Annotated in this window: 26 protein-coding genes and 1 rRNA gene; 15 read left to right on the top strand and 12 right to left on the bottom strand. The window is 30.2% G+C overall.

Annotated elements, in window-relative coordinates; translation table 11 throughout:
- The 8 genes from BUB63_RS09865 to dnaA form a co-directional block, all read right to left on the bottom strand.
- A 16S ribosomal RNA gene (locus tag BUB63_RS09865) occupies positions 1–233 on the bottom strand; the annotation flags it as partial.
- A gap of 614 nt (positions 234–847) precedes the next feature.
- Positions 848–3,283, bottom strand: a complete 2,436-nt coding sequence (gene gyrA / locus BUB63_RS09860; protein WP_073249456.1) for a DNA gyrase subunit A — start codon at positions 3,281–3,283, stop codon at positions 848–850.
- Between the two features lie 12 nt (positions 3,284–3,295).
- Positions 3,296–5,200 (bottom strand): DNA topoisomerase (ATP-hydrolyzing) subunit B, encoded by a 1,905-nt coding sequence (gene gyrB / locus BUB63_RS09855; protein WP_027309368.1) that lies wholly within the window; start codon positions 5,198–5,200, stop codon positions 3,296–3,298.
- A 15-nt stretch (positions 5,201–5,215) separates the two neighbouring features.
- Positions 5,216–5,473 carry an extracellular matrix regulator RemB gene (gene remB / locus BUB63_RS09850; RefSeq protein WP_027309367.1) on the bottom strand — a complete coding sequence of 86 codons (258 nt, stop codon included), beginning with the start codon at positions 5,471–5,473 and terminating at the stop codon, positions 5,216–5,218.
- A gap of 66 nt (positions 5,474–5,539) precedes the next feature.
- Entirely contained in the window at positions 5,540–6,649 is a 1,110-nt protein-coding gene (recF, locus tag BUB63_RS09845; RefSeq protein ID WP_073249454.1) for a DNA replication/repair protein RecF, read from the bottom strand.
- Positions 6,650–6,657: 8 nt separating this feature from the next.
- Positions 6,658–6,867, bottom strand: a complete 210-nt coding sequence (locus BUB63_RS09840; protein ID WP_027309365.1) for an RNA-binding S4 domain-containing protein — start codon at positions 6,865–6,867, stop codon at positions 6,658–6,660.
- Positions 6,868–6,930: 63 nt separating this feature from the next.
- Complete coding sequence (dnaN, locus tag BUB63_RS09835) at positions 6,931–8,034, bottom strand: DNA polymerase III subunit beta (protein WP_027309364.1); 1,104 nt, start codon at positions 8,032–8,034, stop codon at positions 6,931–6,933.
- 260 nt (positions 8,035–8,294) lie between these two features.
- Positions 8,295–9,680, bottom strand: a complete 1,386-nt coding sequence (dnaA, locus tag BUB63_RS09830) for a chromosomal replication initiator protein DnaA (protein WP_027309363.1) — start codon at positions 9,678–9,680, stop codon at positions 8,295–8,297.
- Positions 9,681–10,214: 534 nt separating this feature from the next.
- Here dnaA and rpmH point away from each other — a divergent pair.
- The 9 genes from rpmH (at position 10,215) to noc (ending at position 17,212) form a co-directional block, all read left to right on the top strand.
- On the top strand, positions 10,215–10,349 hold the full coding sequence (gene rpmH, locus BUB63_RS09825) for a 50S ribosomal protein L34 (protein WP_018664108.1): 135 nt from the start codon (positions 10,215–10,217) through the stop codon (positions 10,347–10,349).
- Between the two features lie 58 nt (positions 10,350–10,407).
- Positions 10,408–10,752 (top strand): ribonuclease P protein component, encoded by a 345-nt coding sequence (gene rnpA / locus BUB63_RS09820; RefSeq protein ID WP_027308715.1) that lies wholly within the window; start codon positions 10,408–10,410, stop codon positions 10,750–10,752.
- Positions 10,752–10,961, top strand: a complete 210-nt coding sequence (yidD, locus tag BUB63_RS09815) for a membrane protein insertion efficiency factor YidD (protein ID WP_027308714.1) — start codon at positions 10,752–10,754, stop codon at positions 10,959–10,961. Before rnpA ends, yidD begins: the two co-directional genes overlap by 1 nt.
- Before the next feature lie 14 nt (positions 10,962–10,975).
- Positions 10,976–11,653, top strand: a complete 678-nt coding sequence (yidC, locus tag BUB63_RS09810) for a membrane protein insertase YidC (RefSeq protein ID WP_073249452.1) — start codon at positions 10,976–10,978, stop codon at positions 11,651–11,653.
- 17 nt (positions 11,654–11,670) lie between these two features.
- Positions 11,671–12,297: an RNA-binding cell elongation regulator Jag/EloR gene (gene jag / locus BUB63_RS09805; RefSeq protein WP_073249450.1), complete on the top strand. Its 627-nt coding sequence runs from the start codon at positions 11,671–11,673 to the stop codon at positions 12,295–12,297.
- A 97-nt stretch (positions 12,298–12,394) separates the two neighbouring features.
- A complete protein-coding gene (gene mnmE / locus BUB63_RS09800; RefSeq protein WP_073249448.1) occupies positions 12,395–13,777 on the top strand; it encodes a tRNA uridine-5-carboxymethylaminomethyl(34) synthesis GTPase MnmE in 1,383 nt (460 codons plus the stop codon).
- A 12-nt stretch (positions 13,778–13,789) separates the two neighbouring features.
- Positions 13,790–15,670 carry a tRNA uridine-5-carboxymethylaminomethyl(34) synthesis enzyme MnmG gene (mnmG, locus tag BUB63_RS09795; protein WP_143290271.1) on the top strand — a complete coding sequence of 627 codons (1,881 nt, stop codon included), beginning with the start codon at positions 13,790–13,792 and terminating at the stop codon, positions 15,668–15,670.
- 3 nt (positions 15,671–15,673) lie between these two features.
- Entirely contained in the window at positions 15,674–16,393 is a 720-nt protein-coding gene (gene rsmG, locus BUB63_RS09790) for a 16S rRNA (guanine(527)-N(7))-methyltransferase RsmG (RefSeq protein ID WP_027308709.1), read from the top strand.
- Between the two features lie 30 nt (positions 16,394–16,423).
- Positions 16,424–17,212, top strand: a complete 789-nt coding sequence (gene noc / locus BUB63_RS09785; protein ID WP_198011951.1) for a nucleoid occlusion protein — start codon at positions 16,424–16,426, stop codon at positions 17,210–17,212.
- Between the two features lie 166 nt (positions 17,213–17,378).
- Here noc and BUB63_RS09780 read toward each other — a convergent pair whose 3' ends face one another.
- The gene (locus BUB63_RS09780) at positions 17,379–17,648 is read right to left on the bottom strand and encodes a TMEM165/GDT1 family protein (protein ID WP_027308707.1); all 270 of its coding nucleotides are present in this window, start codon (positions 17,646–17,648) and stop codon (positions 17,379–17,381) included.
- A gap of 90 nt (positions 17,649–17,738) precedes the next feature.
- Between BUB63_RS09780 and BUB63_RS09775 the strand changes: the two genes are divergently transcribed.
- The 4 genes from BUB63_RS09775 to BUB63_RS09760 are packed head-to-tail and all read left to right on the top strand — an operon-like array spanning position 17,739 to position 20,188.
- Complete coding sequence (locus BUB63_RS09775) at positions 17,739–18,506, top strand: ParA family protein (protein WP_027308706.1); 768 nt, start codon at positions 17,739–17,741, stop codon at positions 18,504–18,506.
- A 1-nt stretch (position 18,507) separates the two neighbouring features.
- Complete coding sequence (locus BUB63_RS09770) at positions 18,508–19,353, top strand: ParB/RepB/Spo0J family partition protein (protein WP_027308705.1); 846 nt, start codon at positions 18,508–18,510, stop codon at positions 19,351–19,353.
- 40 nt (positions 19,354–19,393) lie between these two features.
- Positions 19,394–19,888 carry a DUF4446 family protein gene (locus tag BUB63_RS09765; RefSeq protein ID WP_073249444.1) on the top strand — a complete coding sequence of 165 codons (495 nt, stop codon included), beginning with the start codon at positions 19,394–19,396 and terminating at the stop codon, positions 19,886–19,888.
- A 45-nt stretch (positions 19,889–19,933) separates the two neighbouring features.
- Positions 19,934–20,188, top strand: coding sequence for a YkuS family protein (locus BUB63_RS09760; protein ID WP_035166127.1), 255 nt, complete (start codon positions 19,934–19,936; stop codon positions 20,186–20,188).
- Here BUB63_RS09760 and yyaC read toward each other — a convergent pair.
- Both yyaC and ytvI read right to left on the bottom strand, forming a co-directional pair.
- Entirely contained in the window at positions 20,185–20,766 is a 582-nt protein-coding gene (gene yyaC, locus BUB63_RS09755) for a spore protease YyaC (protein ID WP_073249442.1), read from the bottom strand. The two genes, BUB63_RS09760 and yyaC, sit on opposite strands and share 4 nt — an antisense overlap.
- A gap of 58 nt (positions 20,767–20,824) precedes the next feature.
- Positions 20,825–21,868: a sporulation integral membrane protein YtvI gene (gene ytvI, locus BUB63_RS09750; protein WP_073249440.1), complete on the bottom strand. Its 1,044-nt coding sequence runs from the start codon at positions 21,866–21,868 to the stop codon at positions 20,825–20,827.
- A 70-nt stretch (positions 21,869–21,938) separates the two neighbouring features.
- Between ytvI and BUB63_RS09745 the strand changes: the two genes are divergently transcribed.
- Together BUB63_RS09745 and BUB63_RS09740 are read left to right on the top strand one after the other, a co-directional pair.
- Positions 21,939–22,232 carry an ArsR/SmtB family transcription factor gene (locus BUB63_RS09745; protein ID WP_073249438.1) on the top strand — a complete coding sequence of 98 codons (294 nt, stop codon included), beginning with the start codon at positions 21,939–21,941 and terminating at the stop codon, positions 22,230–22,232.
- The gene (locus BUB63_RS09740) at positions 22,229–22,456 is read left to right on the top strand and encodes a hypothetical protein (protein WP_073249436.1); all 228 of its coding nucleotides are present in this window, start codon (positions 22,229–22,231) and stop codon (positions 22,454–22,456) included. The genes BUB63_RS09745 and BUB63_RS09740 overlap by 4 nt, the downstream gene beginning before the upstream one ends.
- A gap of 151 nt (positions 22,457–22,607) precedes the next feature.
- Here BUB63_RS09740 and BUB63_RS09735 read toward each other — a convergent pair.
- On the bottom strand, positions 22,608–22,754 hold a 147-nt coding region (locus tag BUB63_RS09735; protein ID WP_200790214.1), incomplete at its 5' end, for a transposase.

Here is a 22,754-nt window from a genome sequence, read left to right as displayed (position 1 = left end):
CATCCTTGAGCGGAATTAACCTTTGGCTAAGACGCCATGCAGCTTCTTAGCGTTATGCGGTATTAGCAGGCCTTTCGACCTGTTATCCCCCTCTCAAGGGCAGGTTACCCACGTGTTACTCACCCGTCCGCCGCTGAGGTTCAAGAAGCAAGCTCCTTTCCCCTCCGCTCGACTTGCATGTGTTAGGCACGCCGCCAGCGTTCGTCCTGAGCCAGGATCAAACTCTCATGTTATAACCTAGCTTCTTATTTGGTACGTTCGCTCTCGCTGTTCAGTTTTCAAGGACCGTCATTCAACATATTTTATTTTATAACACTTATTTCATTTTGTCAACAACAATTTTTATTTTTTATTTTTTGTTTCCTTGTCGCTGACAGTTATATATATTATCATTTAAATCTTTTTCTGTCAACACCAATTTATTATTTTTTTATAGCTTATCATAATTTATTTTATCAATAAAATAATACAGGCTGTTGAAAAAGTTATATATTAATTAGCCCCATGAAGGATTTCTTGGGCATCGATTCATTTCGCTAAGCAATTCTAAGCTTTTCTTTGTTTGAAAAGTCCTACCCTCGCGATGCCATCGTCCTGATAGCCGCTCGGCTCGGCACGTCCTGTGCCAAATTACGGACTTTTTCAAAGTCGAAAAGCAATAATTGCTAAAGCTCATGAAATATGCCATTTTGAAATCCTTTCATGGGGCTTTTTTCATACTTTAGCTAACGAACAGGTTTGTCAACAATCTGAATTATTTTATCATTAAAATAATATCTTAGTTATAAATTCTCACCAAATGTAAAAAGAGCAGACATTCAAATAGAATATCTACCCTTTTTATTAATTATTCTTCTTCACTATCTTCATTTATTATTTTTGCAATAGACACAATTCTTTGGTCTGCATCGGTTTTCATTAAGGTAACTCCCATTGTGTTTCTACTTGTTCTTGAAATCTGTGCTATCTCTAATCTTATTATTACTCCATTACTGTTTATAAGCATTATCTCGTCTTTGTCTTTTACCGTCTTTGCTCCAACTATACGTCCAGTTTTTTCTGTTACCTTATATGTTATTAATCCTTTTCCACCTCTATTTTGTATAGAGTATTCTGTACATGGAGTTCTCTTTCCATATCCATTTTCACTAACAACAAGTAAATCAGCGTCTTCTTCAAATACATCCATAGCAACAGCTACGTCATTATCTCTTAATGTAATTCCTCTAACCCCTGCTGCTGTTCTTCCCATACATCTTACATCGTTTTCTTCAAATGTAATTGAATATCCGTTTTGAGTTACTATTGTTATTTTACTATTTCCATCAGTTAACTTAACTCCAATTAGTTCATCATCAACCTTTAGGTTTATAGCATTTAATCCACTTCTTCTAATAGAGCTAAATTCACTTAATGCTGTCTTTTTAACAATTCCATTCTTAGTTGCAAAGAATATAAACTTATCTTCATCAAATTCTTTTATCGCTATAACTGCTTGTATTCTTTCTCTTGGGCTAAAAGGTAAAATATTTACAATATTTGTACCACGGGCAGTTCTTCCTGCTTCTGGTATTTCATAGGCCTTTAATTTATATGCTCTTCCTAAGTTTGTAAAGAATAGTATGTTATTATGTGTTGAAGTTATAAATATATTCTCTACAAAGTCATCTTCTCTTGTTGTTATACCTTGAATACCTTTTCCACCTCTTTTTTGACTCTTATAAGTATCAATTGGTATTCTCTTTACATATCCTGCATGAGTGATGGTTATTACAACTTCTTCCTCTTGAATTAGGTCTTCTATATTTATTTCCTCAGTGCTATTTATTATCTTTGTTCTTCTTTCATCTGCATATTTTTGTTTTATTTCAATTAGCTCATCCTTTATTATATTAAGAACTAATCTTTCGTTTGCAAGAATTTCCTTTAATCTATTTATTGTTTTGATAAGCTCCTCATATTCCTGCTCTATTTTATCCCTTTCAAGACCTGTAAGTCTCTGTAATCTCATATCAAGTATAGCTTGAGCTTGTTTTTCCGAAAGCCCAAATCTTGACATAAGCCCACTTCTTGCTTCATCAACCGTCTTTGACCCTCTTATCAAATTAATAACCTCATCTATATGATCGAGTGCTATTTTTAAACCTTCTAAAATATGAGCTCTTGCTTCTGCCTTATCTAACTCATATTGAGTCCTTCTTCTAATAACAACCTTTTGGAATTCTAAATAGTGTGTTAAAACCTCTTTTAAATTAAGTATTTTGGGTTCTCCATCTACTAATGCAAGCATTATTACACTAAAGGTATCCTGCATCTTTGTATGCTTATATAATAAATTTAAAACAACATTAGGATTTGCATCCCTCTTTAATTCAATAACAATTCTCATACCTTCTCTATCTGATTCATCTCTTAAATCAGATATACCTTCTATTTTCTTATCCTTTACAAGTTCTGCTATATCCTCAATTAACTTGGCTTTGTTGACCTGATATGGTATTTCTGTAACTATTATTCTATGTTTTCCCTTTTCTTCTTCTATTTCAGCCTTTGCTCTTACAGTAATTCTTCCTCTTCCTGTTTCATATGCTTGTCTTATTCCCTCTTTACCTAATATTACACCTGCTGTTGGGAAATCTGGACCCTTTATCTTAGACATTATGTCTTTAACTGTAGCTTCAGGGTTATCTATTAATACAACAAGCCCATCTATAACCTCTCCTAAATTATGAGGTGGTATATTTGTTGCCATACCAACAGCAATACCTGATGAACCATTAACTAAAAGATTTGGAAATCTTGAAGGAAGAACTAATGGTTCCTTTTCTGTACCATCAAAGTTATCTATAAAATCAATTGTATCCTTGTTTATATCCCTTAAAAGTTCCATTGAAATTTTTGAAAGCCTAGCCTCTGTATAACGCATAGCAGCTGCCCCATCACCATCAATGGAACCAAAGTTTCCGTGTCCATCAACTAAAGGATATCTCGTTGAGAAATCCTGAGCAAGTCTTACCATTGCATCATAAACCGCACTATCACCGTGTGGATGATATTTACCTAAAACATCCCCAACGATTCTGGCTGATTTTCTATACTGTTTATCAGGATATAATCCTAATTCATGCATTGAATATAAAATTCTTCTATGAACAGGCTTCAACCCATCCCTAACATCTGGAAGTGCACGACCTACAATAACACTCATTGCATAATCGATATAACATTTTTTCATCTCATCCTTTATATCGACTGAAACAATTTTTTCTCTTCTATCTTCCATTTTTTCACCTCATTATATGTCAAGATTTTGAACCTTCTTAGCATTTTTCTGTATAAATTCTCTTCTTGGTTCAACCTTATCTCCCATAAGTATAGTAAATATCTCGTCTGCTGCTACTGCATCCTCTATTTCAACCTTAAGAAGTGTTCTTGTTTCTGGGTTCATAGTTGTTTCCCAAAGCTGTTCTGCATTCATTTCACCAAGACCCTTATATCTTTGTATTTCGACATTATCTCTTCCAATTTCATTAAGTTTCTTTTCAAGTTCCTTATCTGAATATGCATAATGAATCTTTTTATTCTTAGTTATCTTATAAAGAGGTGGCTGTGCAATATACACGTGTCCTTCCTCTATAAGAGGTCTCATATATCTGTAGAAGAATGTTAATAGCAATGTTCTAATGTGTGCACCATCCACATCGGCATCTGTCATTATAATTATTTTATCGTACCTAATTTTGCTTATATCAAATTCATCTCCAATTCCTGCCCCAAAAGCTGTTATCATATTTCTTATTTCTTGATAAGATAATATTTTATCTAATCTCTGCTTTTCAACGTTCATTATTTTTCCTCTAAGAGGAAGAATAGCTTGGAATCTTCTATCACGTCCACCCTTTGCTGAACCTCCTGCTGAATCCCCCTCAACAAGATATATTTCACAAAGCTTTGGATCCTTTTCTGAACAATCTGCAAGCTTACCTGGAAGAGAGGTTGAATCTAATACAGATTTTCTTCTTGTTAATTCCCTTGCTTTTCTTGCTGCTTCTCTTGCTCTTTGAGCCATTATACATTTTTCTAATATGATCTTTGACACATGAGGATTTTCCTCTAAAAAGGCTGCAACTTTATCTCCAACAATTGTATCAACAACACTTCTAACCTCAGTATTACCAAGTTTAGTTTTTGTTTGACCTTCAAATTGAGGGTTTGTTATTTTTACCGATATAACTGCTGTCAAACCTTCACGTGTATCTTCTCCTGCTAAATTTTTATCATTTTCTTTAAGGAATCCATACTTTCTTGCATAATCATTAATAACCCTCGTAAGTGCTGTTTTAAATCCACTTACATGAGTTCCACCTTCAGGAGTATGGATGTTATTTGCAAAGGAAAATATGTTTTCGTTATAGCTGTCATTATACTGAAGTGCTATTTCAACTATTACATCATCCTTTACTCCCTCTACATATATTGGTTCTTCACTTAAAACCTCTTTATTTCTATTTAAATATTTTACAAACTCTTTAATTCCACCTTCATAATGGAATTGTTCTTCCTTTTCTTCCCTTTCATCCTTTAAAGTAATACTAATTCCCTTATTTAAAAATGCAAGTTCTCTAAATCTTTGAGCTAAAGTATCATAGTCATATTCTAATTCTTCAAATATTTCAGCATCTGGTTTAAAGCTTACTGTAGTTCCTGTACTATTTGCATCTCCTACTACCCTTAAATCACAAACCACTCTACCTCTTTCATATTTTTGATAGTATTCTTTACCATCTCTTCTAACCCTAACTTCAAGCCATTCTGACAGGGCATTAACTACCGAAGCACCAACTCCGTGCAATCCCCCAGATACCTTATATCCTCCGCCTCCAAACTTACCACCTGCATGTAATACCGTAAATACAACTTCAACTGCAGGCTTATTAAGTTTTGGATGTATATCAACTGGTATACCTCTACCATTATCTACTACCGTTATTGAGTTATCCTTATGTATAATAACCTCAATATTGCTACAATATCCTGCTAATGCTTCATCTATTGAGTTATCAACTATTTCATAAACCAAATGGTGAAGTCCCTTAGGTCCTGTACTACCTATATACATACCAGGTCTTTTTCTTACAGCTTCAAGCCCCTCAAGAACTTGTATCTCATTTGCACTATACTGCTGTACATTACTACTCATTCTTTTCACCTCTTCTTATAGTTCATTCAAAAAGCCTGTTCTTTTTACCAGAGTAAGTGAAGATATTGGAGAAAGATAAATTATACTTTTTTTATTTCTCTCTGTTAATACAAAGGATTTTGGTGGATCATCTGTAATTCTTGTAACAAATCCTTCTTCTTCTGCTATCTTTAAAAAATTTCTTGTATCAGAATTGAAGGTAGAATTTATATCGAAGATAGCAATAACTTCACTTAAAGGAATTACTACATTTTCTCCTAAATGAAGAAACATAAAAAAGCCTCCCTATATCAAAATCATATTTATTATAAATCTAATTCATAAAATAAACAACATTTTTTACTCTAATCGAACAATAGTTCCTTTATTAACTTCAAAAATACTTTTTTCGGCAAATTTCTTAATATCTATATCCTTAATACTTGTACAAGTTATAATTGTTTGTATATCCTTCAAGGAGTTAAGTAAATAAAATTGTCTTTTAGGATCAAGTTCTGAAAGTACATCATCAAGAAGAAGTACCGGATACTCTCCTACCTCTGCCTTTACAATTTCAAGTTCAGATAATTTTAAAGAAAGTGCTGCCGTTCTTTGTTGACCTTGAGAGCCAAAATTTCTAACATCTATCCCATTTATAAATATGGCCAAATCATCTCTATGAGGACCAACCAAAGTAAATCCCTTTTTTATATCATCTTCAGTATGTTTAATATAATAATCAAGTAAATTTTCCTTGATTTCCTTAGTTGTTGTATTAACATTTATATCACTTCTATATAAAACTTCAAGTTCCTCTTTACCATCTGTAATTTTTCTATGTATAAGTCTTGCTATTAAAGTTAGCTTTTTTATAAATTCAATTCTATTTTGAATTATTATGCTCCCATAGTCAGCAAGCTGTTCACTAAATATTTCCAGTGTAGCCCTGTTAGAAGGGGAAAACATCAATGTTTTTAAAATATTATTTCTCTGCATTAATACCTTATTGTATTGATTTAATATATAATAATACTTTGGTCTTATCTGACTTAATTCGTTATCTATAAATCTTCTTCTCAAAGAAGGTCCTTCTTTTATTAACTTTAAGTCTTCAGGTGAAAAAATTACTGTGTTTAATGTCCCTAAAACATCAGTTGATTTATTTACTTTAACTCCATTCAACTTCATCTGCTTTTTTCCCTCTATATCAAGCAAAAACTCCAATTTATAATTACCCAAATTTTTTACTACATCTGCCTTAATATATGCTTTATTTTTATTCCAAGATATTAACTCTCTATCTTTATTTGTTCTATGGGACTTTAATGCACTAAAAAAATACATTGCTTCTAAAACATTTGTTTTACCCTGTGCGTTCTCTCCAACAAATATATTTATTTTATTGTTTAATTTAAGTTCAAGTTTTTCATAATTTCTGTAATTTATAAGTTCTATTGCATCTATATACATAATCCCACCTATACCACCTTAAAACTTCCTACACCTTCAACTTCAACTATATCTCCCTTATAAATTTTCTTACCTCTATTTAAAACAACTTCACCATTAACCTTAACATCTCCATTTTGAATTATAAGTTTAGCAAAGGCTCCTGAATCTGCAATATTAGCCCATTTTAATAACTGGTCTAATTTTATATACTCTGTATTTATAGATATTTGTTCCATTTATTTAACCTCCTCAATTAAAGATAAAAAGCAAGGGGACTATCCCCCATTGCTTTCTTAATCTTATTCTTCAACTAATCTAACAGGTAATACAAGGTATATATAATCATCAGAATTACATTTTTTAACTACACAAGGGCTTACATTTGTAGTAAATTCTAAATAAATTTCATCTGAATCTATTATTCTCAAAACATCTAAGAAATACTTTGAATTGAAGGCAATTTTTAAATTTTCACCCTCAAGTTCAATATTAACTTCCTCATAAACTTTACCCAATTGTGAGTTTGAAGTTATTATCATATTAGAATCCTTTATGTCAAATTTAATTAAATTAGTCTTTCCTTCTCTTGCAAGCAGAGATGCTCTTTCTATACTATCTAAAAGTTCATTTCTATTTACTTTAACCTTTAGTCTATACTCTTCAGGAATTATTTGCCTATAATTTATAAACTCGCCATCTAACAATCTTGATATTACTTTAGTATTTCCAAGGTTAAATAATATATGATTTGGTGTAAAAGTTATCTTTGCCTTTTCATCTGTTGTCTCAAGTATCTTTGATATTTCATTTAAAGTTTTTCCTGGTATTACAGCACTTATTTCATTCTCTGAATCTATATCATACCTTTTTAATGCTAATCTATATCCATCTAATGCAACAAAGCTTAATTTTCCATCTTTAACTTCAAATAAAACTCCTGTAAGTATAGGTCTTGTTTCTTCCTGTGCTATAGCAAAAATAGTTGAACGAATCATGCTTTTTATTAAATCTTGTGAAATTTCATACATGGAATTTTCGTTTATTGTTGGAAGTTTAGGAAATTCATCTGGATTATTTCCTAAAAGCACGAATTCAGACTTTTGACAAGTTATATATACATTATTATTTTCCATTTTAATTATTATTTTGTCGTTTGGAAGTTTTCTGATGAATTCTCCAAATAACTTAGAGTTAACAACTGTTGCTCCTTCTTGATAAACTTCTGTTTCTATAAATGTTTCTATACCAAGGTCTAAATCTGTTGCAGTAAAGGTTACCTTATTATCCTTTGTTGCCCTTATATGAATTCCTTCAAGAATAGGGTAAGTTGTTTTTGTTGAAGTTGCCTTTTGAACTGTATTTATTGCTTCCTGTAATAATTCTTTTTCACATATAAACCACATAAGTAAATCCTCCTTTTATCCACAGTGGATAATTTTTTATTATAGATAGAGGTTATAAACAATAGTTTAGTAGTAATAGTAATAGGTGCTGTTGATATGTTGATAACTACGTTAAAGCAAGAAAGAAGAATAATTTGATAAAAAAATAATTTGTGGATAAGTTGATGAAAACATCTTAATTTTATCCACATTATAAAGAGATTAAAAATTAAAATACAACTATCCACAAATTATAAACTTCAATTATTAACATGTGTGAATTATTTCTGATGGATCTTTTTAATTAGTTCATCTATTGTTTCCTTTAGAGCATCATCCTTTTCTAAGTCCTCAGATATTTTTTCATATGCGTGTATTACAGTTGTATGGTCACGTCCACCAAATTCTTCTCCAATTTTAGGTAGAGATAAATCGGTTAGTTTTCTTGCTAAATACATAGCAATTTGCCTTGGATATGCAACATTTTTAGTCCTTCTTTTTGATTTAAAATCGTCTATTCTAAGATTGTAGTAGCTTGCAACTACGTCTTGGATTAGTTCAACTGTAATTTGTTTGTTGTTTTTATTGGATATTATGTCCTTTAGAACATCTGTTGCAAGTTCTACACTTATTTCTTTATTTGAAAGAGAGGCAAATGCAACAATTCTAATTAATGCACCTTCTAACTCTCTAATGTTTGATTGAATTTTATTTGCAATATAAACCATAACTTCATTTGGAACCTGTAGGTTTTCCATATCAGCCTTTTTCTTTAGAATTGCTATTCTTGTTTCAAAATCTGGTGGCTGTATGTCGGCTATAAGTCCCCATTCAAATCGAGATCTTAATCTATCTTCTAATGTTGGAATTTCCTTTGGTGGTCTATCGCTTGAAATAATTATTTGTTTGTTTGCTTCATATAGTGCGTTGAATGTGTGGAAGAATTCTTCTTGGGTTCTTTCTTTGCCTGCAATGAATTGTATATCGTCAATTAAAAGAACATCAACGTTTCTATATTTATTTCTAAATTCAACATTCTTATCATCCTTGATAGAATTTATAAGTTCATTAGTAAATTTTTCAGAGGACACATAGACTACTCTTGCTTTAGGATTGTTGCTTAAAATGTAGTGCCCGATTGCGTGCATCAAGTGGGTTTTACCAAGACCAACGCCTCCATATATAAATAGAGGGTTATATGCCTTTGCTGGAGCCTCTGCTACAGCTAAAGATGCAGCATGTGCAAATCTATTACTATTTCCAACCACGAAGGTATCAAAGGTATATTTTGGATTTAATGTAGATGTTGCAAGCTCATCATTTGCTTGATTAGGTTTAGTTTCAATACTTGATTTATTTGAAGAAGTTGCTTCATCAATTTTTTGGGAAGTACTATCTAATTCTTTAAATACATCGTCAGTTTCCAAAACAAATTTTATTTCGTATTTTTTAGAAGCAACTAATTTAAAGGCATTACCTATTAAATCTTTATACCTTGCATCTAATATGTTTTTTGAAAATTCGGTTGGAGCAAGTAAATAGAAGGCATCCTGCGTCAACTTTATGGGCTTTAAAGATTTGATCCATGTATTAAAACCTACTTCTGTAAGTTCTGTTTTTACTATATTTAAAGTTTTTTCCCAGAGAGAATAGATGTCTGTGCCCATAATAAACCTCCTGTTCTAAGTAAATTTTTTGTAATAATTAAATCGAAAAATATATATTAACAGAGTTATTCACAATTTAATAATCAAAAAACAGTTGTTGACAAAAAAAATAAAAAGATATTCACAGAATGTGAAAAAGTATTTTATTTTTAAAATAGGGTTTAAATTATTCACAAAATAAAATCAACACAATTAACAAACAGAAACAATAGATTTTTTAAAGGTTTATAGTAAATAACAAATAAAAATTCAACAAGTTATACACAGGCTTATCCACAGAATGTGAATAACTTTACATAATCCACAAAAAATAAACAAAAACACATAAAATTATCCACATTGTATTAATATATTATCAAATTAATTATTCACAGGCAATAGTTATCCACAAAAAACACATATGTGAATAAAAAATTATCAACAATAAAGTATTTCTTGACATTAACAAGACATAAATATATAATTTTTATGTAATATGCCTTTTTGAAAATGTTATCCTGAGATAAATATTCTTTTTAAAGGAGGTGCATTTAGATGTTAAGAACATATCAACCAAAAAAGAGACAAAGAAAAAAGGAACATGGCTTCAGAAAGAGAATGAAGACTAAGAATGGAAGAAAAGTTCTACAAAGAAGAAGAAGAAAAGGAAGAAAGAGATTGACAGCATAAGGCCGCGATTCGTGGCCTTTTTATTCAATATATGTTTTTTATAATCTGAGGGATTAATATGAAAAAAGAAGAGAGAATAAAAAAGAATGCTCACTTTAGATTAATATATAAAAAAGGAAAATCAGTTAGTGATTCAAATTTAGTTATGTATTATAGTAAAAATGGAAATAATTATAATAGACTTGGTGTATCGGTCAGTAAAAAAGTAGGTAAGAGTGTAGTAAGGAATAGATATAAAAGATTAATTAGGGAAAGTTTTAGAAAAAATAAGTCTATTTTTAAGCAAGGATATGATATAATATTTATAGCAAGAGTTGGTATATTGAAAAGTAATTACAGTGAAGTAGAAAAGTCTGTTGTAGGACTTATGAAACGAGTAGGTCTGGTAAAAGAGGGGAAATAATGCGAAAATTTTTAATTTTTATAATTAAACTATATAGAAAGTATATATCGCCCTTAAAGCCACCAAGCTGTAGATTTTATCCAACGTGTTCTATGTACGCTATTGAGGCAATAGAAAAATACGGTGCTTTAAAAGGGGGATATTTAGCTATAAGGAGGATATTAAGGTGTCATCCACTTAATAAGGGTGGGTATGATCCTGTTCCATAAAGGAGGTAATTTATTTGGCAGGTATTAATTCAGCGTTAACAAGTTTTTTTAATCTAATCCATAATTTTGTAAGTTTAGGGGTTAAAAATTTAAGTCTTGCTTACTTTTTGGATATTTTTATATTTACAGCTATAATTAAACTAATACTTCTACCACTTACAATAAGTCAAACAAAGTCTCAAGTTAAGATGACTGAGATGCAGCCAAAATTAAAGGAGTTACAAGAAAAGTATAAGGGCGACCCTCAAAAGCTTCAACAAAAGCAAATGGAACTTTACAAGGAGATGGGAGCAAGTCCATTTTCAGGGTGTTTGTTGATATTTATTCAATTCCCTATATTTATTGCAATGTATAACGTTATTTATAAATACACAGGATTCAATGATGTAGGCTTTTTATGGATTAAAAGCTTAGGACAAAAGGATGCATTGTACATACTTCCACTATTATCAGGTTTAACTACATACATACAAGGTATAATGATGACCCCAAAGGGTGATGATGCACAGGCAAAGAGTCAAAAGCAAATGAATATATTTATGACATTATTTATTACTTGGGTATCTATTAATTTTAAGGCTGCACTTGTATTGTATTGGATAATAAGCAACCTAATACAAATTGCTATTCAGTATTTCATAATAAACAGGATAAAAAATAAGGAACAGGAAGCTTTAGCGATTAAGAAGTAGGGTGGTGATTTGGGCCTATGAAGTCTATTGAAATGACAGGAAAAACTGTTGAGGATGCTATTGAGGCGGCGTTAAAGGAACTTGGAGTAAAAGGTGACTCCGTTGATGTTGAAATATTAGATAGGGGAAGTAAGGGTATTTTAGGACTTATTGGTGCAAAGCCAGCAAGAGTTAAAGTAACTTTAAAAAAGGATTATGCAGCAATAGCTAAGAGTTTTTTAAGAGATGTTTTAGATAAGATGTGTGTTAAATGTGAAATACATATTAAAGACGAAGATGATGTGCTTAAGATTAATTTAGTAGGTCAAAGATTAGGAGTATTAATTGGACATAGAGGAGAAACATTAGATGCTCTTCAATTTTTAGTAGGTTTAGTTATAAACAAAGATAATACAGAAGCTGAACATAAAAAGGTTATATTAGATGCAGAAAATTATAGAAAAAAGAGGGAAGAAATACTTATTGGTTTAGCAAAAAAGCTTGCATATAAAGTTCAAAAGACAAATAAGTGTGTAAAGCTTGAGCCAATGAATCCTTATGAGAGAAGAATTATTCACTCAGCATTACAGGATCATCCATATGTAACTACCTATAGTGAAGGGGAAGAACCATTTAGAAAAGTTGTAATTGATTTAAAAAGATAATAAAATATGCCTGCCAAATGGCAGGCATATTTCTTGATTATTGTTTCTTTATATTTTGGTATAATATATAATGACTACACTTATAGAGGTGAATTTTATGTTTTTAGATGATACTATAGCTGCAATTTCTACACCTGTTGGAGAAGGTGGAATTGGAATTGTTAGAATGTCGGGAAAAGACTCTTTAAGTATTATTGAAAAGGTTTTTAAAAGCTATAAAGGAAAAAATGTAAAGGATATGAAGTCCTATACTATGATGTATGGCTTTATAATAGATCCAAACACAGATGAGAAGATAGATGAAGTTATAATTAGCTATATGAAGGCTCCAAATACATATACAAGGGAAGATATAGTAGAGATTAACTGTCACGGTGGAGTTGTTGCAGTAAAGAGGATACTATCCTTAGTTTTGAAGAATGGTGCAAGGCTTGCAGAACCAGGAGAATTTACTAAGAGGGCCTTTTTAAATGGGAGAATAGATTTATCGCAGGCAGAGGCAGTTATAGATTTAATTAGAGCAAAGACAAGTGAAAGTATGCATATTGCATTAGAACAATCACAAGGAAAACTATCTCAAAGGATTAAAGATATAATGAATAGACTTTTAGGCATACTTGCCCATATTGAAGCATCAGTTGATTTTCCAGAAGATGATATTGAAAATGTTGTTTCATCAAAGATTATTAACGATTCAAATGAAATAATAAAAGAGCTTGAACATTTGATTAAAAATGCTGAAACAGGAAAAATACTAAGAGAAGGTTTAAATACAAGTATAGTAGGTAAGCCAAATGTAGGTAAGTCCTCTCTTCTTAATGCTCTTTTAGAGGAAAAGAGGGCTATTGTAACAGACATTCCAGGTACAACTAGAGATGTTATTGAAGAGTATATAAACATAAGGGGAATTCCTGTTAAAATAATAGATACAGCAGGAATAAGAGAAACACAGGATATTGTTGAAAAAATAGGTGTTGAAAAATCAAAGGAATATATAGAGAAGTCTGATTTGATTATATTTATGATTGATTCGAGCAGGCCACTTGATGATGAGGATTTAGAGATAATAGAACTTATAAAAAATAAAAAGGTAATAGTTGTAATAAACAAAATTGATTTACCAATGGAACTGAATTTAGATATAATAAAAAGTAATTTTAATGAAGAAAATATAGTCTTTGCTTCTATTAATACAGAAAAGGGCGTAGAGGATATAAAGCAAAAAATAGAAGATTTTGTATTTTCAGGAGAGGTAAAGTCTAAGGATATATTTGTTACTAATGTAAGGCATAAGGATATATTGTTTAAGGCAAAGGAGAGTATATTAAAGGGGATAGAAACAATTGAATTAGGACTTCCTTTGGATATAGCTTCTGTAGAGTATAAGGATGCATATTTAAAGCTTGGTGAAATTACTGGTGACACAGCTGCAGAGGATATTATAGATAGAATATTTAGTGATTTTTGTATAGGTAAATAGGAGGTGAGTTTTTTGTATTTTGCAGGTAGTTATGATGTTATAGTAGTTGGAGCAGGACACGCAGGATGTGAGGCAGCTCTTGCTGCTGCAAGAATGGGATGTAAGACTCTATGCATAACATTGAATTTAGATAGTATAGCAATGATGGCTTGTAATCCTTCAATTGGAGGTACAGCAAAGGGACATTTGGTAAGGGAAGTAGATGCACTTGGTGGACAAATGGGTATAGCAATTGATAATACATATCTACAATCCAAAATGTTAAATACAGCTAAAGGCCCAGCAGTACAATCATTAAGAGCACAGGCAGATAAGAAAAGATATCAGGAATATATGAAGCACGTTTTAGAGACGCAGAAAAATTTAACTTTAAAGCAGGATGAAGTTATTGAACTTGATGTTAAGGATAATAAGATAGTAGGTTTAAAGACAAAAAATGGTGCCTACTTTGAATGTAAAACAGTAGTAATAACATCTGGAACATATCTAAAAAGTAGAATAATAATTGGTGATGTAAGCTATAATGGAGGACCTAATGGTTTATTCCCTGCTAATGAATTATCCGATAGTCTAAAGGCATTGGGAATCAGTTTAAGGAGGTTTAAAACAGGAACTCCCGCAAGAATAAATAGAAGGTCTATTGATTTTTCAAAGATGACAATACAACCTGGAGATGAGAGAGTAATACCATTCTCCTTTATGTCTGATAATATAGAGAGAGTGCAAATACCTTGTTATTTAACTTATACAACAGAAGAGACCCACAAAATAATAAAAGAAAATATACATAGATCTCCACTTTTTACAGGAGATATTGAAGGAGTTGGTCCAAGATATTGTCCTTCAATAGAGGATAAAATTGTTAAGTTCCCAGATAAGGAAAGACATCAAATCTTTGTTGAACCAGAGGGTGAAAATACTGAAGAGATGTATATTCAGGGAATGTCCAGTTCTATGCCTGAGGATGTACAGATAAAATTTTATAGATCCATTCCAGGCTTAGAAAATGCTGAAATAATGAGAACAGCCTATGCAATTGAATATGACTGCATTGACCCTCAACAACTTAAACTTTCACTTGAACTTAAATTTATTGAAGGATTGTTCTTTGCAGGACAGATAAATGGAACTTCTGGATATGAGGAGGCAGCAGCACAGGGAATAATAGCTGGTATTAATGCTGCACTTAAAGTAAAAAATAAGGAACCATTAATATTAGATAGATCAGATGCATATATAGGTGTTCTAATAGATGATTTAGTAACAAAGGGAACTAATGAACCTTATAGAATGATGACATCAAGGGCAGAATATAGATTGCTTTTAAGACAGGATAATGCAGATTTGAGATTAACAGAGAAGGGATATAGGGTAGGTCTTGTAACAGAGGAGAGATACCAAAGATATTTAAAAAGAAAACAGGCTATAGAAGAAGAAATTCAAAGAATTAAAAAAGTTATACTACCTCCAAGTGAAGAGGTAAATGAGTTTTTAAGAAAAAATAATAGTTCAGAGATAAAATCTGGTATACATCTATATGATTTAATTAAGAGACCTGAGCTCACATATGAATTAACAAAGGCAATAGATAAGGAGAGACCAGATATACCTTATGATGTTGCAAGAGAAGTAGAAAATCAGATTAAGTATGATGGATATATACAAAAGCAACTTCAACAAGTAGAACAGTTTAAAAAGATAGAGCAAAAAAGAATACCAGATTTTATTGACTATAACCAGATACAAGGTCTTAGAATCGAAGCACAGCAGAAACTGTCAAAGATAAGACCACAAAACATAGGTCAAGCTTCAAGAATATCAGGAGTTTCTCCAGCGGATATTTCGGTACTTCTTATATACTTAGAACAGTTAAGAAGAAAAAAGGGAGAGTAGTATATGGAATTAAAGGAACTTATTTACGAGGGTGCAAAGGTATATGGTATTGAATTAGATAATGAAAAAATAGAACAGTTTATAATATATAAGGAATTATTAAAGGAATGGAATGAAAAGATAAACCTAACAGCAATAACCGATGATGAAGGAATAATAAAAAAACATTTTATTGATTCTATATCAATAATTAAAAGTGGATATATAAAAGATGGGATAAAGGTTATAGATGTAGGTACTGGGGCAGGATTTCCAGGAATCCCAATAAAGATAATAAATCCTAATGTAGAAGTTGTATTACTTGATTCATTAAATAAAAGAATAAACTTTTTAAATGATGTTATATCAAAGCTTGGACTTAAGGGTATAGTTGCGGTACACGGAAGAGCAGAGGATATGGCAAGAAAAGAAGATTTTAGAGAAAAATTTGATATTGCAACAGCAAGAGCAGTGGCTAATATGATGGTTCTTAGTGAATATTGTATGCCTTATGTAAAAGTTGGTGGAAAATTTATAGCACTAAAGGGACCTTCTGCATATGAGGAGGTAGAAGAAGCAAGAAATGCAATAGGTACATTAGGAGGAAAACTAAATAGTATTGTAGAAACTAATATATTAGGTGAGGATATAAAACATAATCTTGTTATAGTTGACAAAATAAAAAATACTGATAAAAGATACCCAAGAAAACCAGCTCAGATAGAAAAGAAGCCGCTAAGATAAACTTTTAATATTTAAAAAGGGATGGTGGATATGAAGGCTGAAAGAGAGATTATAAATATACCTATAACAAAAATAAGACAAAATATGTATCAGCCAAGAAAAGTATTTAACCAGGAAGCATTAATAGAACTATCAGAATCAATAAGAGAATTTGGAGTATTACAGCCCATAAGTGTACGAAGAATCAATGATAATCTTTTTGAATTAGTTGCTGGAGAGAGGAGACTTAGAGCATCTCAACTTGCTGGATTAACAGAAATACCTGCAATAATTGTAGATATTACAGATACAGAATCCGCTGTACTTGCACTTATTGAGAACCTTCAGAGAGAGGACTTAAATTATTTAGAAGAAGCAGAAGGATATTATAACTTAATTAAAGAACACGGATTTACACAAGAGGAGCTTGCAGTAAGAATAGGAAAAAAGCAATCTACAATAGCAAATAAACTTAGATTATTAAAATTATCTGATGAAGTAAAGGAAAGGCTTATAAGTGAAGGCTTAACAGAAAGGCACGCAAGAGCACTTCTTAAACTTGAAGATGAAGAATTACAAAAAAAGGTAATAAATGAAGTAATAAAAAAGGGATTAACAGTAAAAAAGACAGAGGAATTAATTGAGAAAATTTTAAATGAAAAACAAAACAGTAATAAAAACAACAAAAATATAAAGAATAAGTATAAATGGAATATAAATACAAAAATAATAACCAATACCATAAAACAGATTATGGAAAAAAGTGGAATAGAAGCAGAGTATAAACAAAAAGAGTTGGATGAGTATTTAGAAATAGTAGTGAGAATTCCAAAAAAGTGATAAGCAAAAAGTGTAATAAAGAATATTCTGAAAAATACCGTTATCTATTTTATATTAAAGAATTAATTGTTTTTTAGATAGCCCTATGAAGGATTTTATAGGCACACATTATAAGTTGCCTTTTAAAATCTATTCGTAGGGCTTTTGTAAAATTTAGAGTATTGTTTTATATTTTGTTGAACAAAAGAAGTATTCCTATTGCAATAAATGCTATTGCAGCACCCTTTTGAATATATTGAGGTGGTATGATACGGCTTAGTGTATCTCCTAAAATAACAGCGACCAGAGAGGAGCAAACTAAAGCTAAACTGGAACCTAAAAATATTACTAATTTTTGTTTAGAATTAGCGGATAACATCATAGTTGCAATTTGAGTTTTATCCCCTAATTCAGCTAAAAATATAGTTATAAATGTAGAAAATATTAATTTTAACATAAAATCCTCCTAAATGTATTTAAACTAATTCATTCTTACTGTAAAATATATTATATGACGTGTGATAATATACATGGGGGTGTAAATTAGATGGGAAAAATAATATCGATATTTAATCAAAAGGGTGGTGTTGGGAAAACTACTACCAGTATTAATTTGGCTGCATATATTGCAAGCTTTGGTAAGAAGGTTTTATCAGTTGATATAGATCCACAAGGCAATACAACAAGTGGTTTTGGTGTAAATAAAGATGATTTAGAGTTTTCTATGTATGATGTTATAATGGGATTAGATGCAAACAAGGCAATAGTAGAAGTTTTTGAAAACTTGTATCTACTTCCTTCAAATGTAGAATTGGCTGGTGCAGAAATAGAACTTACTGCAAGAATAAATAGAGAAAGCAAATTGAAGGAAGCGTTGATGAGTATAAAGGATGATTATGATTATATATTTATTGACTGTCCACCATCTCTTGGGTTATTGTCAATAAATGCACTTACAGCTTCAGATAGTGTACTCATTCCAATACAATGTGAGTTTTATGCACTTGAAGGTGTTGGACAATTGATGAATACTATTCAGTTAGTTAAAAAGAGTTTAAATCCTAAACTTGATATACAGGGTGTAATTATGAGTATGTTTGACGGTAGAACAAACCTTTCTATTGAGGTTGTTGAGGAAGCAAAAAAATATTTTAAGGGCAAGGTATATACTACGATTATTCCGAGAAATGTTAAATTGGCGGAGGCACCAAGCCACGGTATTCCAATTATGCTGTATGACAAAAATTCCAGGGGAGCAGAGGCATATATGGAGCTTGCAAAAGAATTCTTAGAATATGATGAAGGAGGATATTGATATGACAGCAAAAAAAAGTGCATTAGGTAAGGGGTTAGGTGCTCTGATACCAGATGTTGAAGTTAAAGAATTAGAGGGTGTAAAGGAAGTTGATATAAATGATATATTTCCAAATGAGGAACAGCCAAGAAAAAATATAGATATAGAAAAAATAGAACAATTGGCACAATCGATAAAGGAACATGGTATAATTCAACCTATAATAGTAAAAAAAGAAGGCGAGTATTTTAAAATTATTGCAGGAGAAAGAAGATGGAGAGCAGCAAGGCTTGTGGGACTTAAAAAAGTACCAATTATAGAGAAGGAAATTAGTGAAAAGGAAGCAATGGAAATTTCATTAATAGAGAATATACAAAGGGAGGATTTAAATCCTATAGAAGAAGCACTTGCTTATAAAAAACTTATAGATGAATTTGGGCTGACACAGGATGAATTAGCAAGAAGGCTTGGAAAGTCAAGACCAGCAATAACAAACTCCCTAAGACTTTTAAATTTAGACAAAAGAGTTATTGATATGATTTTAAATTCAGATATAACAGAAGGCCACGGCAAGGTTATAGCAGGAATAGAAGATAAAAACAAACAATATGAAATAGCAATAAAGGTTGTAAATGAAGGATTAAATGTAAGGCAGACAGAAAAATTAATTCAAAATCTTAACAATATAAAGGATAAAAAAGAAAAAAATAATACAAAAGATATATACATAAAAGATATAGAGGACAGATTAAAAAATATATTTGGCACAAAGGTGAACATAAATAAGGGTAGAAAAAAAGGAAAAATTGAGATAGAATATTATAGCGAAGATGATTTGCAAAGAATACTTGATATATTAAATTTATAAAAAATGTTTCACGTGAAACATTAAAAAAGGAGCTGATCTTATGGAATTTATAAAAAACTTTTTTCAAACCTATGGTCTTTTTATTAACATAGGTATATTAATTTTAGTGTTAATCATATTGTTCTTAGAAATATTAAACAGGGTAGAACTTAATAGAATTGAAAAACGTTATAGAAAATTAATGAAGGGTAATAATAATAAAAATTTAGAAGAACTAATTATACAATACACAGATAGTATAGATAAGGCATTAGAGCAAGTTAATAAAAATACCGAGTTATACAATGATGTAAACTTAAGATTAAAAAAATGTATACAAAAGGTAGGTATTGTAAGATATAGAGCCTTTGATGATGTAGGTAGTGATTTAAGTTTTTCAGTTGCACTTTTAGACGAAAATAATAATGGTATAGTACTTACTGGTCTTTTTGGTAGGAGTGAATGCACTACATTTGCAAAACCAATTGAAAATGGAATTTCAAAATATGACTTATCCGATGAAGAAAAACAAGCCTTAGAACAGGCACTTAAGTAATAATAAAACACCTCCTGTGAAATAATAAAAACAGGAGGTGTTTTTATGATTATAAGCGTTCAGGATAATTTAAAGGAAATAATATTAAACTTAGAAAGTTTAGGTTATAATGTTCATAAATTTAGTGAAGGCATACCTTCAGATGTATATATTTATAAAGATGAAGAATTGGGTTTATCTAATTTAACAAATCACGTTAAAACTCCAGATAGAGGAGCACTTATTATAAATGTTGACAATAAAAGTATGAAGGAAATTTTGTATGCAATTAATAATAGAGCTTATTCGCCAATTTTTTAATCTATAGCTACTTTGTAATTGTAAATTTGTTTTAGAGACATATAAATACTTGTAGTGATTATTTCAGCCATCTTCATAACAATGCTTAATCTGGTGTTTTGTAAAACTATATACTCCATAAATCCAGAACTATTAACAATTCCAGTTATGCTTATATCTCCTACAGGTTGAAGTTTTTTATTTACTCCAGCACCTGGATAAACAGGTCCCTTTATTAAATTAATATTACCTATATTTTCGCTCTTTCCAAGAGATGCATCAATGGCTAAAATAAAAGGGTTTTTTATTGTGTTGTATATAAAGTTTATATTTTCATCAAGATTTTTAGCGTGGACAGGATTATTGAGTGTTCCATATATATCAACCTTTTTATTTAGAGATAATTTATTAAGTTTATATCCAACAAGAGGACCTAAACAGTCTCCAGTTGATCTGTCTGTACCTATACAAAGTATAACTAAATTTTTACTATATATATCGTTTTCTAAAATCAAGTCAATTAATTTAATTGATAGAAGGTAGCTTGAATTTATATTATTTACGTTTGTTGAAAAGTATATATCATTATTTATAGGCATAGTAAAACCTCCCATTTTCCTATATTGTAAGTTTATCCAAATGGGAGGTTTTATATTCCTATAATATTTTTGTTTTTTTAAGTATGTTATATAATACCATTAGAAAAATAAGATAAATCATACCTACAAACCCATATGCCTTTATACCTATAAATATTGCAGCTAAAACAGCTACAGGATGAAGCCCAAGTGATGCAGAAACAAGCTTTGGTTCTAATATTTGTCTAACAATAGTTACTATAAGATATAATATTAGAATTCCAAAGGCTATAATATATTTTTTAGTTATAATATAATATAATGCAACTAAAGAATAAACGGCACCAATACCTAAAATAGGTAAAACATCAAATATAGCAGAAACTATACTTAAAATTAATGCGTATTTTATATTTAATATAGAAAAACCAATATATGTTTCTATAAACGTTAATGTAACAATAAAAGAATATGCCTTTATATACCCAGTTAAGGACTTATTCAATTCATCTACTATTAAGGAAAATTTTTTCTTTCCATCTGGTGTAAATATATTTAATATTGATGATCTAAAGTTTAACATATCTTTACTAAAGAAATAGGAGGATAATAAAGAAACAAATAGGATTAAAAAAATAACTGGAAGTTTTAGTACAATAGATAACAACTTATTAAGTATAGATAGGGGTATATCTAAACTTGAATAGGCAAATTTAGTAACTTGTTCATTTATTTTTTGAACAATAGCTGGATCAATTGCATCGTAATATAATCTTAATTTATCAAAGTATTCTTGAATGTATGGAATAAATGTGTTAACGTTAGGTATAGAAGATACTAATTGTTTTATTTCGTATGTTATTTTTGTAAAAATACCTATTAGTAATAAAATAAATATGATATATGCAAGTAGAACAGATATCAAAGAGGCAATAGAATCTTTAAATTTTAATTTACGTTTTAAGAATTTAACTAAAGGTAGTGAAATCAAAGAAACAATTATTCCTATAACAAAAGGGAGTGTATAGGATAATGTTGAAAAAAATAAAAAGAATATTAAAGTATAGATTACTATAAAAATTGCAAAATTCCTCAATTTAATTAGAAATTGTTTATCAAACATATAAAACCCTCCTTTGTTTCATTATTATAACATAATAAATTAGAATAATCATCAAGATGAGGTGAAAATTATGAATTATTTAGATAATCAGGTATTTTTAGAAACAGCAGAAATTTTAAAGGTCATAGGACATCCTATCAGATTATGTATATTAAAGGGACTATATATTGAAGGAGAAAAAAATGTAACTACAATGCAGGGGTGCTTAAACATACCTCAGTCTACTGTTTCACAGCATATAGGAATATTAAAAAATAAAGGAATTATAAAGGGCAAAAGAAATGGACTTGAAATAAATTATTCCATTTGTAATGAAAAGGTTATAAAAATATTAGAAACTCTATTAAAAGAGGAATTGATATGAAAAATTTAACGGATATTAAGGATTATGCACAGAATATAGCTGAGATAATAAAGAGTGTTGTTGGAGTTGATGTAACCATTGTTGATTCTTTTAATGTAAGAGTTGCTGCAACTGGAATGTATAAAGATTTAATTGGAAAAAAGATAGTCGATAAATCGGCCTTTAAAAAGGCAATGGAGCTAAAGAAAATATTAATCCTGAATTATTCACCAACCAAAAATTAAACTGAAAAATATTTATAAGAAATCTTAGTATAATTGTTATATGAATAAAATTTTCATAAATTACAGATATTTACATTAAAGAAGAATAGATTTCACCTATAGTATAAAATTTTACTTTTTGAACTTATCAAAGAACAATAATAAAAGAATTTCATTCTAACTTGTGAATATTTGCTACAATCTCATAAAAATCATTTTTATATGCGTAGCTACTGCAAAGCTTAAATATTATGTAGCGACTACTTCTTACTATTCTTGAGGCTATTTTCATTAGTTTAAGCCTTATTGTATCTATTTG

It is taken from the genome of Caloramator proteoclasticus DSM 10124, from assembly GCF_900129265.1.
In the GTDB taxonomy this organism is placed as follows: Bacteria; Bacillota; Clostridia; order Clostridiales; family Caloramatoraceae; genus Thermobrachium; species Thermobrachium proteoclasticum.
Note: the sequence above shows the minus strand (reverse complement) of the source record. Positions and strands in the feature narration are given on the sequence as shown.